Origin of the sequence: Nitrospira sp., from assembly GCA_015709715.1 — a bacterium.
Taxonomy (GTDB): Bacteria; Nitrospirota; Nitrospiria; order Nitrospirales; family Nitrospiraceae; genus Nitrospira_A.
Window position 1 is genome coordinate 2562436 of the sequence record CP054184.1, and the last position, 16433, is coordinate 2578868.

At 59.7% G+C, this 16433-nt stretch carries 15 protein-coding genes and 1 tRNA gene; 11 read left to right on the forward strand and 5 right to left on the reverse strand.

Annotation, left to right across the window (positions count from 1 at the left end; all coding sequences use genetic code 11):
* Nucleotides 1-3 precede the first annotated feature (3 nt).
* The 5 genes from mutS to HRU82_12385 all read right to left on the reverse strand — a co-directional run bounded on the left by mutS (nt 4) and on the right by HRU82_12385 (nt 5866).
* Nucleotides 4-2652: a DNA mismatch repair protein MutS gene (gene mutS / locus HRU82_12365; protein ID QOJ35689.1), complete on the reverse strand. Its 2649-nt coding sequence runs from the start codon at nt 2650-2652 to the stop codon at nt 4-6.
* Nucleotides 2645-2989 carry a LapA family protein gene (locus HRU82_12370; GenBank protein ID QOJ35690.1) on the reverse strand — a complete coding sequence of 115 codons (345 nt, stop codon included), beginning with the start codon at nt 2987-2989 and terminating at the stop codon, nt 2645-2647. Before HRU82_12370 ends, mutS begins: the two co-directional genes overlap by 8 nt.
* Nucleotides 2986-3477 (reverse strand): tRNA (adenosine(37)-N6)-threonylcarbamoyltransferase complex ATPase subunit type 1 TsaE, encoded by a 492-nt coding sequence (tsaE, locus tag HRU82_12375; protein QOJ35691.1) that lies wholly within the window; start codon nt 3475-3477, stop codon nt 2986-2988. Before tsaE ends, HRU82_12370 begins: the two co-directional genes overlap by 4 nt.
* Before the next feature lie 100 nt (nt 3478-3577).
* The gene (locus HRU82_12380; protein QOJ37196.1) at nt 3578-5134 is read right to left on the reverse strand and encodes an NAD(P)H-hydrate dehydratase; all 1557 of its coding nucleotides are present in this window, start codon (nt 5132-5134) and stop codon (nt 3578-3580) included.
* 18 nt (nt 5135-5152) lie between these two features.
* Nucleotides 5153-5866, reverse strand: a complete 714-nt coding sequence (locus HRU82_12385) for a pyridoxine 5'-phosphate synthase (GenBank protein ID QOJ35692.1) — start codon at nt 5864-5866, stop codon at nt 5153-5155.
* Between the two features lie 263 nt (nt 5867-6129).
* On the opposite strand from HRU82_12385, the gene alaC reads away from it, so the two are divergent.
* The 11 genes from alaC to HRU82_12440 all read left to right on the forward strand — a co-directional run bounded on the left by alaC (nt 6130) and on the right by HRU82_12440 (nt 16428).
* Complete coding sequence (gene alaC, locus HRU82_12390; GenBank protein QOJ35693.1) at nt 6130-7326, forward strand: alanine transaminase; 1197 nt, start codon at nt 6130-6132, stop codon at nt 7324-7326.
* Nucleotides 7323-8636 carry a homoserine dehydrogenase gene (locus HRU82_12395; GenBank protein QOJ35694.1) on the forward strand — a complete coding sequence of 438 codons (1314 nt, stop codon included), beginning with the start codon at nt 7323-7325 and terminating at the stop codon, nt 8634-8636. The genes alaC and HRU82_12395 overlap by 4 nt, the downstream gene beginning before the upstream one ends.
* 45 nt (nt 8637-8681) lie before the next feature.
* Nucleotides 8682-9740, forward strand: coding sequence for a threonine synthase (locus HRU82_12400; protein QOJ35695.1), 1059 nt, complete (start codon nt 8682-8684; stop codon nt 9738-9740).
* A gap of 18 nt (nt 9741-9758) precedes the next feature.
* Nucleotides 9759-11009, forward strand: coding sequence for a hypothetical protein (locus HRU82_12405; GenBank protein ID QOJ35696.1), 1251 nt, complete (start codon nt 9759-9761; stop codon nt 11007-11009).
* Between the two features lie 5 nt (nt 11010-11014).
* Nucleotides 11015-12250 carry an aspartate kinase gene (locus HRU82_12410; protein QOJ35697.1) on the forward strand — a complete coding sequence of 412 codons (1236 nt, stop codon included), beginning with the start codon at nt 11015-11017 and terminating at the stop codon, nt 12248-12250.
* A 132-nt stretch (nt 12251-12382) separates the two neighbouring features.
* The gene (locus HRU82_12415) at nt 12383-13933 is read left to right on the forward strand and encodes a citramalate synthase (GenBank protein ID QOJ37197.1); all 1551 of its coding nucleotides are present in this window, start codon (nt 12383-12385) and stop codon (nt 13931-13933) included.
* Between the two features lie 141 nt (nt 13934-14074).
* Nucleotides 14075-14350, forward strand: a complete 276-nt coding sequence (locus HRU82_12420) for an integration host factor subunit alpha (protein QOJ35698.1) — start codon at nt 14075-14077, stop codon at nt 14348-14350.
* Between the two features lie 41 nt (nt 14351-14391).
* Nucleotides 14392-14742 carry a MerR family transcriptional regulator gene (locus tag HRU82_12425; protein QOJ35699.1) on the forward strand — a complete coding sequence of 117 codons (351 nt, stop codon included), beginning with the start codon at nt 14392-14394 and terminating at the stop codon, nt 14740-14742.
* A gap of 62 nt (nt 14743-14804) precedes the next feature.
* Nucleotides 14805-14881, forward strand: a tRNA-Pro gene (locus HRU82_12430).
* Nucleotides 14882-14956: 75 nt separating this feature from the next.
* Nucleotides 14957-15796 carry a 5'/3'-nucleotidase SurE gene (gene surE / locus HRU82_12435; GenBank protein ID QOJ35700.1) on the forward strand — a complete coding sequence of 280 codons (840 nt, stop codon included), beginning with the start codon at nt 14957-14959 and terminating at the stop codon, nt 15794-15796.
* A complete protein-coding gene (locus HRU82_12440) occupies nt 15793-16428 on the forward strand; it encodes a DedA family protein (GenBank protein ID QOJ35701.1) in 636 nt (211 codons plus the stop codon). The genes surE and HRU82_12440 overlap by 4 nt, the downstream gene beginning before the upstream one ends.
* Nucleotides 16429-16433: the final 5 nt, after the last annotated feature.

Below are 16433 nucleotides of genomic sequence, written 5' to 3' on the forward strand. Positions count from 1 at the left end.
TGCTTATTCGTCTCGGAGCCGCTGCTGAAGGGAAGCCAGGCGGTTGAGGGCATCCAGAGGAGTCATGGAAAACAGGTCTATCTGACGGACTTCATCCAGAATGGGATGCGGTGTTGGGAGGGTGGCGTCGAAAGCCAACGACTGCTGAGAATCTGTGATCGGAGCAGAGGAAGTGTTGGACGATTCCAACTGAATAAGGACTGCTTTGGCTCGCTGGATGACCGTCTCAGGAAGCCCGGCTAGTTGCGCCACATGAATGCCGTAACTCCGGTCGGCTCCTCCTGGGATGATCCGTCGCAGAAAGATGACTTCACCGTCCCGTTCCTGTACGGCCACGCAATAATTGGCGATTCCCTCTCGGAGACTCTCCAGTTGTGTCATCTCGTGGTAATGGGTGGCGAAGAGGGTGCGAGCCCCGAGACGCCGGGGGTCCTGAATAAATTCCGCGATGGCCCAGGCAATGCTCAATCCGTCATAGGTGCTCGTCCCGCGGCCGATCTCGTCCAACAAAATCAGGCTACGAGCCGTCGCGCAATTGAGAATGTGTGCGGTCTCTGTCATTTCCACCATGAACGTGCTTTGCCCTCCGGCCAGATTGTCGGAGGCACCGACACGGGTAAAGATGCGGTCAACCAATCCGATATGCGCTTCCTTCGCGGGCACGAAACTCCCCATTTGGGCCAGCAGGGTGATCAAGGCCGTTTGCCGAAGGTAGGTGCTTTTCCCGGCCATGTTCGGTCCGGTCAGAATGTGCAGTCGACTTGTGGTGAGGTCGAGATGCGTGTCGTTGGGGATGAATCCGCCGTTTAGGTTGAGTCGCTCCACGACGGGATGCCGGCCTTGCACAATGTCGATCCGGCTGCCTTCATCGATGGTGGGCCGGATGTAGCGGTTGAGCGCTGCTGTTTCGGCTAAGGCGGCGAACACGTCGATGGAGGCGAGCCTCTGACTGATGTCCTGTAGGCGCCCGGTTTCCCCGGCCAATCGCGCTCGCAATGCTTCAAAGAGTTCTTGTTCGAGGGCGGTGAGCTTGGTCTCGGCCCCGGTGACGCGCTCCTCCAGCTCCTTCAGTTCCGCCGTCATGAAGCGCTCGGCGTTGGCCAACGTCTGCTTCCGAATATAGTCGGCGGGGACTTTGCCGAGATTGGCCTTGGTCAGCTCGATGTAATATCCGAACACCTGGTTGTAACGGATCTTTAGGGATTCCACGCCGGTTCGGGCGCGTTCTCGCGCCTCCAGCTCTGCGATCCATTGTTTCCCTTCGCGGCTGGCCTTGCGGAGCTCATCGATGCCGGGGTCATACCCCGTTCTGAAAATGTTCCCGTCGCGAATGGAGACGGGAGGATCTGGGGCCAGGGCCTGCTCGATCAGTTCGTAGAGGTCCTGGGCATTGTCCCATGCCGCTGAGAGCGCGGCCAGGAGTGGCGCGCGCAAGGCCGCCAGGAGTGCGTGGATGGCCGGGAGCGAGGCCAGCGACAGCTTGAGCGCTAAGAGGTCCCGTGGATTGGCTGCTCCAAGCGAAATGCGGCTGCAGAGACGCGAAATATCCTGCACGCTCCTTAATGCTGTCCGTAGGGCGACACGACTGTCGAGGTTGATTTTTAGTTCATCGACTGCGGTCAGACGGGCCTCGATGCCGGCGCAGTCGAGCAGCGGACGAAGCACCCACTCGCGTAACAGGCGCCCTCCCATGGCGGTGACGGTTCGGTCGATTACCTCCAACAGTGTGCGAGGTTGGTGCGAGGAGTGATCTTCCACGGAGCCTATCGGTCTGACCAATTCCAGATTCCGGACGGTCGCGCTATCCAAGTGCATGGCCGCATGGTGGTGCCGTACGCGTATGTGTCGGATATGGTCGAGGGGCGCGGTCGGCTGGGTTTCCCGTACGTACCGTAGAATGGCTGCGCCAGCCTGGATGGCCAGCGGGAGTGCGTGGCATCCGAACGCCTCCAGGGAATGTACGCGAAAGTGTTGTTGCAGCCGGGTCCGGCCGTCTTCCAAGTCGAACCAGGCGGTGGGTCGCATGCAACACCGTGGTCCGGACAACTCCTCCACCCATCGCCGCTCATCCGGTGAGAGGGTTTCCGGGAGTAGAAGTTCTTTCGGTTCAAGGCGGATGAGTTCGTCGACCAGAGCCGTGGTTGCTTGTGGCCCATGAAACTCACTCACCCAGTATTCGCCGGTCGACAGCTCCAGGGTCGCCAATCCGAACGACCATGCTCGTTGTCCGCCGCCGGCTGACTGGGAGCGAGAGACCACGGCTGTCAGGAGATTGGATTCGGCGGAAGAGAGGAACTCGCTGTCGATCAGTGTGCCGGGCGTATACAGCCGGACCACTTCTCGGCGGACCAGTCCCTTGGTGAGTTTGGGATCCTCGACTTGCTCGCAGAGCGCTACCGTTCTGCCCGCGCTCAGCAATTTGGCGATATAGTTTGTCGCGGCGTGATAGGGAACTCCGCAGAGAGGGATCGGTGTTTCGCTCGACTTGTCCCGAGAGGTCAGTGCGATCGAGAGCAGTTTGGAGGCTTCGACGGCGTCCTCCTGAAACATTTCGTAGAAGTCGCCGACGCGAAAAAACAGGATGGCATCTCGGTAGGCCTGCTTGATCTCGCGGTACTGCCGCATCAAGGGCGTGCCGTCGCTGTCACCCATCGGTCGCGTCTCCTTCGGCTTCCGAGAGGGTCGGCATGTCGGCCCGGCGCGTGGCTCGGTCGAGCGCCTGTCGGAGGCGCTCCAAGTCTACTTCCGCCTCTTGCAGCGCTTTCGTCTTCCGGCGTAACTCGATGCGGCCTCGCACCCATGCGGGAAACAGCAGGATGCCCGTGACGAGCAGGCCGACCCCGAACGCGGCCAGAATGGGCTTGTAGATCAATGTGGAGGCGGATCGAAGGCCGAAGAAGTAACGCAGCGTAACTTCCTGCTCCTGGTTCTGCAGAAAAAACGACAGCGAGAGCAGCAGCAGCAGCCCGACCAATATCAACCGAATCACCGTTCAGTCCTCCTCTGGCGCCGCAATTGTACACGGGTTTGCCCGGCCCCTCTAGGGGGCGTGGCGGCGGTCCAGCGAGCATGCAGGGCTGCCAGCAGCTCTTGCGCAGAAGGGCCGATGGCGATCAGGCTGGCGCGTCGTCCTGCCGCGCCCTGATGAGCCAGGTGAATTTCCAACCGGTCCGTCGGAAGGCTCCAGCCCCACCGATCGGCCCATTCGACGGCTGTCACGGTCTGTTCATCCAAATAATCGTCGAGGCCGGTATCTTCGAGCTGCTCGGCCGCCAGGCGATAGAGGTCGGCATGAACCAGGCGAAGGCGTCCGCGGTATTCGTGGATCAAGGTGAAAGTGGGACTGCTCACGGCCGTCGGTTCGGCCCGTAGTCCGGCCGCGATGCCCTTCACGAGCGTCGTTTTACCCGCTCCTAGCTCACCGAAGAGGGCTAAGATTTCGCCCCCTGTGGCCAGTTTGCCGATCCAGGTTCCCAAACGACGGGTCTGTTGCGGGGATGGGAGCCGCAGTTGCCACGGCTTTTCAGCAGGGCCGCGGACCGGTTTTGGTTGACCGGTCGATGAGACCCGCGTCGCTCTACGATTGCGTGAGGGATGTGAGGGCATGGGGTAGGTGGTGGATTACGTCTCCCGCGATCATGCCGGGTTGTCCCAGGTCGGCGGCGGCGCGATCTCCCGCGAGGCCGTGGAGATAGGTCGCGGCGCAGGCGGCCTCCCACGGGCCGACCCCTTGGGCCAACAGCCCGCCCACCATGCCGGTCAAGACATCGCCGGTACCGGCCGTGGCCATCCCTGGATTCCCGGTTGGACAGATCGCTGCCATACCATCCGGGCGTGCGATGACCGTCCGTGCGCCCTTGAGCACCACGAAGACGCCACGCTCGTGCGCGAAGCGAACGGCCGTTCCCAAGCGGTCCTGATTGACGGATTGCGTCGTCGCTTCCGCTTCCAACCGAGCCATTTCTCCGGGGTGAGGGGTGATTATGGGGGGATGCTTACACTCGGTCAGCAGCGAGGCCTTCCCGGCCAGGGCATTAAGCGCATCCGCGTCCAACACGCAGGGCTGATCGACACGTTTAATGAACTCCTGCACCAGATCGACGGTTTCCGGGTGGGTCGTGAGACCAGGACCAAGAGCGATCGCATCCCGGGTACCTGCAAAGGTCAGCAGCCGGTCCAAGCCGGACCGCGCGAAGGTGCGAGCCTTGGTTTCCGGCATCGGCCATGTCATAGCTTCCAGGAGTTTTGCTTCGAGTATATCGTTGACGCTCGAAGGGACTGCAACGGTGACCAATCCCGTACCTACACGCAGGGCGGCGGTGGCTGCCATGGCCGCGGCACCGGTCTTCCCGACCGAGCCGGCCACGAGCCCGAGGTGGCCGTAGGTTCCCTTATGGGCCGTCAGATGCCTGGCGGGGAGCGCGGCGCGCGCGAAGGTGCCACTGATGAGCATGACACGGGAGCCGACAGCGTCGACGAAGGAGGAAGGAATGCCGATATTAACGAGCCGGACTGCTCCCGCGTGCTCAATGCCGGCCCCGCAGTATAGGCCCAGCTTGGGCAGTCCGAGTGTGACCGTGAGGTTTGCGCGGACAGCAGTTCCCATGACGGCTCCCGTATCAGCCTGTAAGCCGGATGGAAGATCGACTGCGATGGTGGGACGGCCGGCTGTATTGATGGCTTCGATCACATCGAAATAGAGGCCCGTGACGGGCGTCGACAGTCCGGTGCCTAGAATGGCATCCACTATGAGCTCACTGCTTTCCAAGCGGCGCCGCATCGTATCGGAACCGGTCGGGCGTGTCACGGCTGAAGGTCCGGCACTCCTGAGAAATCGCTGATACATAGTTTTCGCGTCCCTCGCCAGATCCTGAGGGGAGACGAGCAGTAGTACATGGACCTTGGCTTTCTTTCGTTTCAGGAGGCGGCCGATTACGAATCCGTCGCCGCCGTTATTGCCTTTCCCACAGACAATGGTCACCACTTTTCCGGCCGGGGACCCATACCGTTGCTCAAGGTGCGCCACCACACCGGTGCCGGCTCGCTCCATCAGCGTGAGCCCGGGCACCTGGGCTTCGGTGATCGTCCGGCGGTCCAAGGTGCGCATCTGCTCTGCGGTGACAATGGGAATCATGTCGGTGCCGCTCACGTGTCAGGCGACCAATTCTTTCATTTCGCGGACCGCCTGGACTATTCCGACCAGTACAGCACGGGAGATGATGCTGTGGCCGATGTTGAACTCGACGATTTCCGGCAATCGAGCCAGGCGTTTAACATTGCGATAGGTGAGACCGTGGCCGGCATTGACGCCGAGGCCGAGCTTGTAGGCCAATTTGGCGGCCTGGGTGATCGCTTCGAATTCCTCGTCTTCTTCTTTTGAGCGCTTGGCGTTGGCGTAACGACCGGTGTGGAGTTCGACATAGGCCGCGCCGATCTTGTGGGCCGCCTTGATTTGCTCGAGGCTGGGTTCAACGAATAGGCTGGTGGGAATGCCTCCGTCACGCAGCAAGTCCACGATTTTTTGCACGCGCTCACGATGGGTGACGATGTCCAGCCCGCCTTCTGTCGTCAATTCCTGGCGTCGTTCGGGCACCAGCGTCACCAGGTCCGGTTTGACGTTCAAGGCGATCTTGGCCATGGCCTCGTCGGCGGCCATTTCGAGGTCAAGCTTGGTGCGCACGATTTCCCGCAGCATGGTCAGGTCGCGATCTTGGATATGCCGCCGGTCTTCGCGCAGGTGCACCACCAATCCGTCCGCGCCGGCCAATTCGACCAACAGGGCCGCACTCAACGGATCGGGATCATTGCCGCCTCGCGCTTGGCGGAGGGTTGCCACGTGATCGATATTCACTCCCAGTCGAGCCATCACACCTCCGAGTCGTCCCGCAGTTTCATTGGGAAAAGTTTCAGAACCATTGGAAATTCATAGACAATTTGCCCGTCGCTGAGGCATTATTAACAGAATCGGGCGGGCGCGAGCAAGCGGGCTGATCGCAGGCCCATTTCAACTCTTCATGATCGTGGCGAAATTGACTCGTTCTGAGGGCTCCATTACAATACGGCCCTTCCAGAACGATGACGACGTAACCTGTTGCAATTAGACCCCGCCCTTAGGAGTCAGACGCATCCATGGCAATCGGAGACGGTTTTTACCGAATCAAGAGACTCCCTCCGTACGTCTTCGCGCAAGTACAAACCCTGAAGCTCGAGGCGCGGCAGCGAGGTGAAGACATCATCGACTTCGGAATGGGTAACCCGGACCAGCCTACTCCTGGTCATATCGTCGATAAACTCATTGAGGCGTCGAAGAAGGCGAAGAACCATCGCTATTCGGCCTCGCGCGGAATCACGAAACTTCGTCATGCCATCACGGGCTGGTACAAGCGCAACTACGATGTCGACCTGGACCCTGAGACTGAGGCGATCGTCACCATCGGTTCCAAAGAAGGGATCGCGCACCTGGCCTTGGCGACCATCGGTCCCGGTGACGTGGTCCTGACACCGACGCCGACCTATCCCATCCATATGTACAGCTTCATCATCGCCGGTGGGGAGGTGCGAGGGATCGAACTGCGTCAGGACAGCGACTTTTTCGACGATCTTTTGAGGGTCTACCGCCAAACCCTCCCCCGGCCGCGCATCTTAGTGATCAACTTCCCGCACAATCCGACGACCGCGGTGGTCGATCTGGAGTTCTTCAAAAAGATCGTCGCATTTGCGAAAGAACATGACGTGATCGTGATCCACGATTTGGCCTATGCGGACATCGCCTTCGACGGATATAAGGCGCCGAGTTTTCTGCAAGTACCCGAGGCGAAAGATGTCGGCGTGGAATTTTACACCCTGTCCAAGGCGTACAACATGCCGGGGTGGCGGGTGGGCTTCTGCGTCGGTAATCGCGAGGTGGTTGGGGCGTTGGCCAAGATCAAGAGTTATCTCGATTACGGGATTTTCCAGCCGATTCAAATCGCCAGCACTGTCGCACTGAACGGCCCTCAAGATTGCGTGAAGGAAGTGGTGCAGCGTTATCAAAGTCGCCGCAATGTGCTGGTGAACGGGCTCAATCGCATCGGCTGGTCGGTGCCCTTGCCGCGTGCGACCATGTTTGTGTGGGCGCGTATTCCGGATCCCTATCGACACATGGGGTCTCTGGAGTTCTCCAAGTTGTTGCTGAAAGAGGCCAAGGTGGCCGTGTCTCCCGGGATCGGTTTCGGAGAAGGCGGAGATGAGTTCGTGCGGTTCGCGCTGGTGGAGAATGAGCATCGGACGCGGCAGGCCCTGCGCGGGATTCGCAAGGCGTTGAAGTTGGACGAGCAGGACGTATGACACGCGAAATCGGAGTGGGGATGATCGGCTTCGGGACGGTCGGTACGGGTGTCGCCCGTATCTTGATCGAGAATGCCGAGTTGATCCGTCGGCGCGTGGGAGTGCCGATCAAACTGGTGCGCATTGCGGATCTGGATATCACGCGGGACCGCGGGGTGCCGTTGTCCCCCGGGGTTTTGACCACTGACCTCCAACAGATTCTGAGCGATCCTCAGGTCGACATCGTCATCGAGTTGATGGGCGGCTATGACGCAGCCAAGCGCGTCATTCTGGACGCGGTGCAGCGGGGCAAACACGTCGTCACTGCGAACAAGGCCTTGTTGGCGGTGCATGGGGAAGACATTTTTGCGGTGGCTTCTCGGCAGGGTGTCGATCTTGGGTTTGAAGCCAGCGTCGGCGGCGGGATTCCCGTGATTCGGGCCTTGATGGAGGGATTGGCGGCAAACAACATTCAATCCATCTACGGCATCATCAACGGCACGTCCAACTATATCCTCAGCCGGATGACCAGCGAGGGTCAGCGGTTCGATGTGGTATTGGAAGAAGCGAAACGAGCCGGGTACGCGGAGGCTGATCCGACGTTCGACGTCGCCGGCATCGATTCCGCACACAAGCTGACCATTATGGTGAGCCTGGCCTATGGGACACCCGTGAATTTCAAGGAAGTGTACACGGAGGGCATTACCGGACTGACCCCGCTCGATATTGCCTATGCTAAGGAGTTCGGTTTTACGATCAAGTTGTTGGCGATCGCAAAGTATTCCGACGGTGAGATCGAAGCGCGCGTGCATCCCACGATGGTGCCGTCTGCCTCTCAGATTGCCAAGGTCGACGGGGTCTACAATGCCATCCAATTGGTCGGGGATGCCGTCGAAGACGTCGTGTTATATGGGCGCGGGGCCGGGTCCATGCCGACAGGCAGTGCCGTCGTCAGCGATGTCATGTCCATTGCGCGTAACATGCTGAAGAACGCCAGCGGCCGTGTTCCTCCCGCCTCGTTTCAGCCGGATCAACGGCGGCCCTTGCGGATGCGTCCGATGGAAGAGATCACCTCGCTCTACTACATTCGCTTCATGGTCTTGGATCGACCGGGTGTGTTGTCGCAGATTGCCGGGGTGTTGGGGCGCTGCGGTATCAGCATCTCTTCCGTGCTGCAGCAAGGTCGGAAGGAGGGACAAACGGTGCCAGTCGTCATCATGACGCACATGGCGAAAGAACGGGATATTCAACGGGCCTTGAAAGAGATCAACACCATGCCCTACATTTCGGAACCCACGACGCTCATCAGGGTGGAGGGGCGTGACGAATGATGCGGAGCATCGGTCCTCTGAAGACCGCAGATTGGTGACGAGGTCATGATTCGCTGGCGCGGCATCATCGAAGAGTACCGGAAGTTCCTTCCGGTCACCGTTCACACTCCCGTCGTGACCTTGGGCGAGGGCAATACGCCGTTGATCCGGGCCGCACGACTGGCGAAGAAAATCGCCCCCGGTATCGATCTCTATCTCAAGTACGAGGGGATGAACCCCACCGGGTCTTTCAAGGATCGCGGCATGACCCTGGCGATCTCGAAGGCCTTGGAGGGCGGTGCTCGAGCGGTGATTTGTGCCTCGACGGGGAACACGTCGGCCTCGGCGGCGGCCTATGGGGCGCGCGCCGGACTCGCAGTGTACGTCTTGATTCCTGCCGGGAAGATCGCCTTGGGTAAATTGTCGCAGGCGATGATGCACCAGGCGACGGTCATCCAGGTGGAAGGGAATTTCGATCAAGCGTTGACCATCGTCAAGGAGTTGTCGGCCACCTATCCGGTGGAACTGGTCAATTCGTTGAACCCGTTCCGCATCGAAGGGCAAAAAACGGCGGCCATGGAGATCTGTGACGATCTGGGCGATGCGCCGACCCTGCATGTACTTCCTGTGGGCAATGCGGGTAATATTACCGCCTACTGGAGCGGTTATAAGGAATATCGCGCTGCGAATCAGACGACGCGTGTCCCGCAGATGATGGGGTTCCAGGCTGCGGGAGCGGCCCCGATCGTGTTGGGGCACGTGGTGGAGGCTCCGCAGACTGTCGCCACCGCCATCCGTATCGGCAATCCGGCCAGCTGGCAATCGGCGTTGACAGCCGTGCGGGAGTCCTCGGGGGCCATCGATATGGTGACCGACGAAGAGATTCTCCACGCCTATGCGCTGGTGGCAAGCGAAGAAGGAGTGTTTTGCGAGCCGGCGTCCGCAACGTCGGTGGCCGGTGTCATCAAGATGAGCCAGGCCGGCTTGTTGAAAGAAGGTGTCACAGTCGTCTGCACGTTGACAGGCCATGGTCTAAAAGATGCCGATACGGCGATCAGCATTTCGCGTCAGCCTAAAACGGTAAAAGCCACCCGCGATGATGTGGCCCGCCTCCTTGATGTGTGATTATCTCGAGACCATCGCATGAAATACGTCATTCTCCATGCCGACGGCATGGCTGATATTCCCTGTTCTGAACTCGGCGGAAAAACGCCGCTGGAGGCGGCTGCGACGCCACACCTGGATCGGATTGCGCAGAGCGGAGAATTCGGGCTGCTGAGTTTCCCGTTTGATACGGGTCCGGCGGCGAGCGAAGTTACAAGCGTGGCTATCCTAGGATATGATCCCCGGAAATACTATCCGGGACCTGGTCCGCTGGAAGCCGCCGGATTGGGCGTGACGGTCGGCGAGCAGGATGTGGTCTTTCGCTGCACGATGGTGACGGTGCGGGGCGAACACACGGCCGGTTCGAAGGATCGCGTTGCCGATATCAAGAAATTAGGGCCGCATGTAGTGATGGACGATGCCACAGCCGGTCTGATTGAGACAGAGCAGGCGCGTGAGTTATTGGAGGCGGTCAACGAGCAACTCGGTTCGGAATCGATTCAGTTCTATCCCGGCTCGGGCCATCGGCATTTGATGGTGTGGGTCGGGGGGAAAGCCCGTTCCCTCTGCGTCGATCCGCAGCAATTGGTCGGCGCGTCGATTGCCGATGCGCTGCCCGGCGGCGACGGGGCTGATGTCTTGCGCAAGATCATGGATGCCTCGCTGTTTATCCTGCGGGGTCATCCGGTCAACGACGAACGGGAACAGGAAGGGTTGAAACCGGCGAATTGTCTGTGGCTCTGGGGGCAGGGGCGCGCATCCCTCTGGCCGCCGCTTCCGGAGCGGTATGAGGTGACCGGCGCGGTCGTAGCGTTCAGCGATGTCCACCGGGGAGCCGGTGTCTGTGCTGGGTTGGAGCCGGTGGAACTTCCGAGCCATGACATGACGGAAGCGGAAAAATTTTCGGCCTGCGTCGAGGCGGCAGAGCGAGAGCTGGGGCGGAAGGATTTCGTCTATCTTCATGCGGGACTTTCCGATGACGTGCTCCATGCCCCTGATGTGCAGGACAAGGTGCGAGCGATCGAACGGTTCGATGCAGCGGTCGTGGGGCCGATACTTACGGCCTTGGCCGCCCATCCGTCTTACCGACTTTTGCTGGTCTGTGATCCCGGTTTGGCGAAGGCCAAGGGATCGGACGTTCCGCCGATTCTCTACGCCCTGTGCGATAAGGTGGCCCCGGCTCAAGCGGAGGCCGGTAAGCGATTCCATGAACGAGACGCGTCGGCTTCCGGAGCGGGGCCGCGCGATGCGACCAAATTGTTGGCGCGCCTGTTTCCTCGCGGAGCCTAACGGTCGTGGCATTGATCGTTCAGAAATACGGCGGGACCTCCGTCGGAACTATCGAACGGATTCACCGGGTGGCCGAGCGGGTTGAGCGGGCCCACAAAGACGGCCATGGTGTGGTAGTTGTGCTGTCGGCGATGAGCGGTGAGACGGATCGGCTCATCAAGCTGGCCCATGAGGTCACCGGCACGCCCGACGAGCGTGAAATGGACATGCTGCTCTCGACAGGGGAGCGGGTGACCATTGCGCTGTTGGCCATGGACTTGCGTGGGCGCGGAGTGAACGCCCGCTCCTTTACCGGTCGGCAGGTCGGCATCCATACCGACAGCGCCCATACCAAAGCCAGAATTTCCCGCGTGACCGCCGATCGTATTCGGAATGCGTTGGCGGAAGGTATTGTGCCTGTCGTGGCCGGGTTCCAGGGCATTAATGCCAGTTCGGATGTGACCACCCTGGGGCGCGGCGGGTCGGATTTGACTGCGGTCGCCCTTGCGGCGGCATTGAAGGCCGATCGATGCATCATTTACACGGATGTGGACGGCGTCTACACGGCCGATCCGAATATCGTGCCTGCCGCGCGGCGCCTCGAGAAGATTTCTTATGAAGAGATGCTCGAGATGGCGAGCCTCGGGGCCAAAGTATTACAGAGCCGATCGGTGGAGTTTGCGGCCAAGTATGCGGTGCCGGTCGAGGTCAATTCGAGTTTCAAGGAAGGAAAGGGAACGCTCGTGACACGTGAAGATGCCGATATGGAAGGGGTCATGGTATCCGGGGTCACGGGCGACCGTAATCAGGCCAAGATTACGATTGTCGGCGTGCCGGATCGTCCGGGCATCGCCGCGCGGGTGTTCGGCGCGGTGGCCGCAGCCAACATCGTGGTCGACATGATCATCCAGAACGTGAGTCAGGCCTCCATGACGGACATCTCGTTCACGGTCCCCAAGCCGGACTTGCGCAAGGCCGTCGACCTCGTACAGCAGTTGGCGCAGGAAGTTGGTGCTCGGTCGGTGGCGGTCACGGAAGCCATCGCCAAAGTTTCATTGATCGGCGTGGGGATGCGCTCTCACTCCGGCGTGGCGGCAAAAATGTTCGAGGTGTTGTCCCGCGAAGGCGTCAACATCATGATGATCAGTACGTCGGAGATCAAAATCTCCTGCGTGATCGAGGAAAAATATCTGGAGTTGGCGATGCGGACGCTCCATACGGCATTCGGGCTTGATCGGGTGTCGGCTCCTGCGTTGGGCTAGTCTCGACAGTTCGACCGCATCCCTGATACGCTCAGTACACTCATGACCACCCGGCGTACGAAACAACGGCCTCCCAAAGCCGAGCCTGTCACCGTACCGACCTTAACGGCTGCGCAGACTGCCACGCTCGAAATTTACGACACGACGTTGCGCGACGGTGCTCAGGCGGAAGACGTAAGTTTCTCCGTCGAAGACAAGATCCGTATCGCGCAGCAACTGGATGATCTTGGCGTACAGTACATCGAGGGGGGATGGCCGGGCGCCAATCCCAAGGACATCGAATTCTTTCGACAGATCAAAACCCTGCCATTTCGTCATGCGACGGTGGTCGCGTTCGGCTCGACGCGGAAGGCCAGCAACCCGGTTCGCCAGGACAGAAACCTCCAGGCGTTGCTTGCGTCCGAGATGCAGACCATTACGCTGTTCGGCAAGAGCTGGTCGTTTCAGGTAACGGATGCACTGAACATCTCGCTCGCCAAGAATCTGGAATTGATTGAGGACTCCATTCATTATTTGCGTTCGAAGGGGCGCCGCGTTTTCTATGACGCCGAGCATTTCTTCGACGGCTATAAGGCCAACCCGGAGTACGCCCTGCAGACCATACGGCGAGCCATCGCCGGTGGAGCCGAGCGCGTGGTCCTGTGCGATACCAACGGCGGCACCATGCCGTGGGAAATTCGCGAAATCTGTCGCGTGGTCAAGCAGGAGTGCCCGGTGCCGCTGGGGATTCACGCACACAATGACAGCGAAATGGCCGTCGCCAATTCGCTTGTGGCGGTCGAATCCGGCATCCTGCAGGTCCAAGGAACGATCAACGGCATCGGCGAACGCTGCGGGAACGCCAACCTGTGTTCGATCATCCCCAACTTGCAACTGAAGATGCAGCGTCCTGCGCTGGGGAAAAATCTTACGCGTCTCAAGGATGTCTCGGGGTTTGTCACGGAAATCGCCAATTTGATGCCCAACAAGCACCAGCCGTACGTGGGGGATGCGGCGTTCGCACACAAGGGTGGGGTGCATATCCATGCGGTGTTGAAGAACGCCGCCACCTATGAGCACATCGACCCGGAAGAAGTCGGGAACCGCCGAAGAATTCTCGTTTCGGATTATGCGGGACGGAGCGGACTGCTCCAAAAGGTGGAGGCCTACGGTATTTCCCTGGACAAGAATCACGCGAAGCTTCAGGAGCTGGTTGAAACGCTGAAGGAGCGAGAAAGTCAGGGCTATCAGTTCGAAGGCGCGGAAGGCTCGTTCGAACTGTTGATGCGCAAGGCGATGGGTCATCATCGTCCGTCGTTTGAGTTGCTGGGCTTTCGGGTCATCGTGGAGAAGAAGCAGGAACAGGGGCTGTTGTTGTCGGAAGCGACCGTGATGGTGAAGGTGGGTCATGTCGTGGAACACACAGCCGCCGTCGGGACCGGCCCTGTGAACGCACTCGACCATGCGCTGCGAAAGGCGTTGGAAAAGTTTTATCCGCAACTTCGCGAGGTGAAGCTGCTGGATTACAAGGTGCGGGTGTTGTCTGCCAGCGAAGGGACAGAATCCAAGGTGCGGGTCCTGATCGAATCGGGTGATCATAAAGAGAAATGGGGAACAGTCGGCGTGTCGGAGAACATTATGGAGGCCAGCTGGCAGGCCTTGGCTGACAGTATTGAGTATAAATTGTTGCTCGCGGATCGGTAGGTCTCGACCCCCGAGAGGTGCACATAGTCCTTGACAGGGCAGGTAACCTCACGTAACTTATGGGAAAATTCTTTTCTTGGACGCTCGACACCAAGAAAGACTTCCTAAGGAACGACTCTAGTGGACGGCGGGGGGAGAGGCATGAGAAAGGCGGATATTGCGAACGAAATCTTCAAACAGGTTGGCGTGTCCAAGAACGATGCGGCTGATATCGTCGAGCTCGTACTCAACCTGCTGAAGGAAGTGTTGCAGAAAGGCGATGCGGTCAAGATCGCCGGATTTGGAAATTTCGTGGTTCGGAGCAAAGGAGCCCGCAAGGGACGGAACCCCCGCACGGGTGAAGAGATCGGGATCACTCCTCGTCGAGTGGTGACCTTTCGGCCCAGTCAGGTCTTTAAGAAGTACGTCAATTCCTAGTTGCCACCTTGCCACGAGTCACCGCAGCATGAGGACCGGTCATGGGGAATGATCCCAGACTGGGAAGTAAGGTTTTTTATAAGATCGGAGAAGTCAGCAAGATTGCCAAATTGCCCGCGTATGTCCTGCGGTTTTGGGAGTCGGAGTTCAGTTTCTTAAAACCACGGAAGAGTCGCGGGAATCAGCGACTGTATGTGCAACGAGATGTGGAGACGGTGCTGGAGATCAAGCGGATGCTCTATGATGAGGGGCATACGCTGGCCGGAGTGAAACGGTACTGGGCCCGTCGAGGCCGGGTCAACCAGAAGCGCGGTTCACGGAAAGAGCTGGCGCAACGCGTTAGGGGAGATCTCCAGGCGATCATTCGGTTGATCGACTCATATCCGTCTTGAACCGTTCCAGTGATGCGGGCGGCTGCGTCCTCACCACGCAGGTACATCGATGTCGTGTATGTCGGGGCGTAGCGCAGCCTGGTAGCGCACTCGCTTGGGGTGCGAGTGGTCGTGGGTTCAAATCCCGCCGCCCCGACCATCGACATGATGAGGTTCCGCAATCGGTTCCGTCCTCCCTCCCTCAGCCCTACCCCGCCGAAGTCCCGTTCTCACAATGTTCTCGAGAGGAGAAGCGATTGTGGCACGTCCGCGCATCCTGGTGACCAACGATGACGGTATCACCTCCCCGGGCCTCCATGCGGTGGCAGGCGCGCTTCGTGCGCTCGGGGATGTGTGGGTAGTGGCACCTGATCGTGAGCGAACGGCGGTGGGGCATGCCGTGACCCTGCATAAACCGCTTCGGATTACCAAGCTCGCCCCGCGCGTCTTTGCGGTGAACGGGACGCCTGTGGACTGCGTCAACTTGGCGTTGGTCAAGGTTTTGCCGGCGTCGCCTGCCCTGATCGTGTCCGGCATCAACCGCGGTGTCAACCTTGGGGATGACGTCATGTACTCAGGCACCGTGTCGGCTGCGCTGGAGGGAGCAATCTTGGGCGTCCCTTCCATGGCCGTTTCACAGGAAGGCGACGAGACCTTTCGCTTCGAGGTGGGGGCTCTCTATGCGGCACGGGTAGCCCAAGAAGTTCTTACGGAGGGATTGCCGCCGGAAACCATTCTCAATGTGAATATTCCGAACCGGTCACTGGGGATGATCAAGGGGGTCAAGATCACGTGCCTGAGTCGGCGTCGATTTGAAAATCCCATCGTGGAAAAAGTCGACCCTAGAGGACGTACATATTATTGGATCGCCGGAACCCGCCAATCATGGGGTCGCCGGGAGAATGCCGACCATGAGGCCTTGGCGCGGCGGATGGTGTCGGTCACGCCGATTCATCTCGACACGACGCATTACGGCGTGCTGGATCGCTTCAAACGGTGGGAATCGGCCCTGTCGCGGCCGCCTGTGCGTCGCCGGGCCACCACTCGAAAGGTGCGAAAGAGAGGACGCGCATGACCGGCCTCATCGAATGGCTGATCGAGCAACTCGGCCGATTCGTCATCGCGACGATTTCGGCCTTTGGTTACACCGGCATTGCCATTACCATGGCGATTGAGAGTGCCTGCATTCCACTGCCCAGCGAAATCATCATGCCCTTCTCCGGCTACTTGGTGTCGACCGGCCAATTCTCGATGGTCGGAGTGACGCTGGCCGGGGCGATCGGCAACGTGTTGGGGTCACTGGTGGCCTATTATGTCGGCGTGTGGGGGGGGCGTCCCTTCGTGGAGCGCTACGGCCGGTATTTCCTGATCTCTCAGCATGATTTGGAAATGGCCGATCGGTGGTTTACGAAACATGGAGACGCGGCGGTGCTGGTCAGTCGCCTCCTGCCGGTCGTGCGAACCTTCATCTCGCTGCCGGCAGGAATCGCTCGGATGAATGTGACGAAGTTCGTAGTCTTTTCCTTCATCGGTGCCGTGCCCTGGTGTTATGCACTCGCCTACGTGGGGCTCAAAATGGGTGAGCACTGGAATCAGTTGCGGGAATACTTTCATCACGCCGATCTGGCGATCGGACTGGTCCTGGCTGCCGGGCTTGGGTACTTCCTATGGTCGCACTGGCCGAGGCGCCGAACCTCCATGGAGTAACCGTT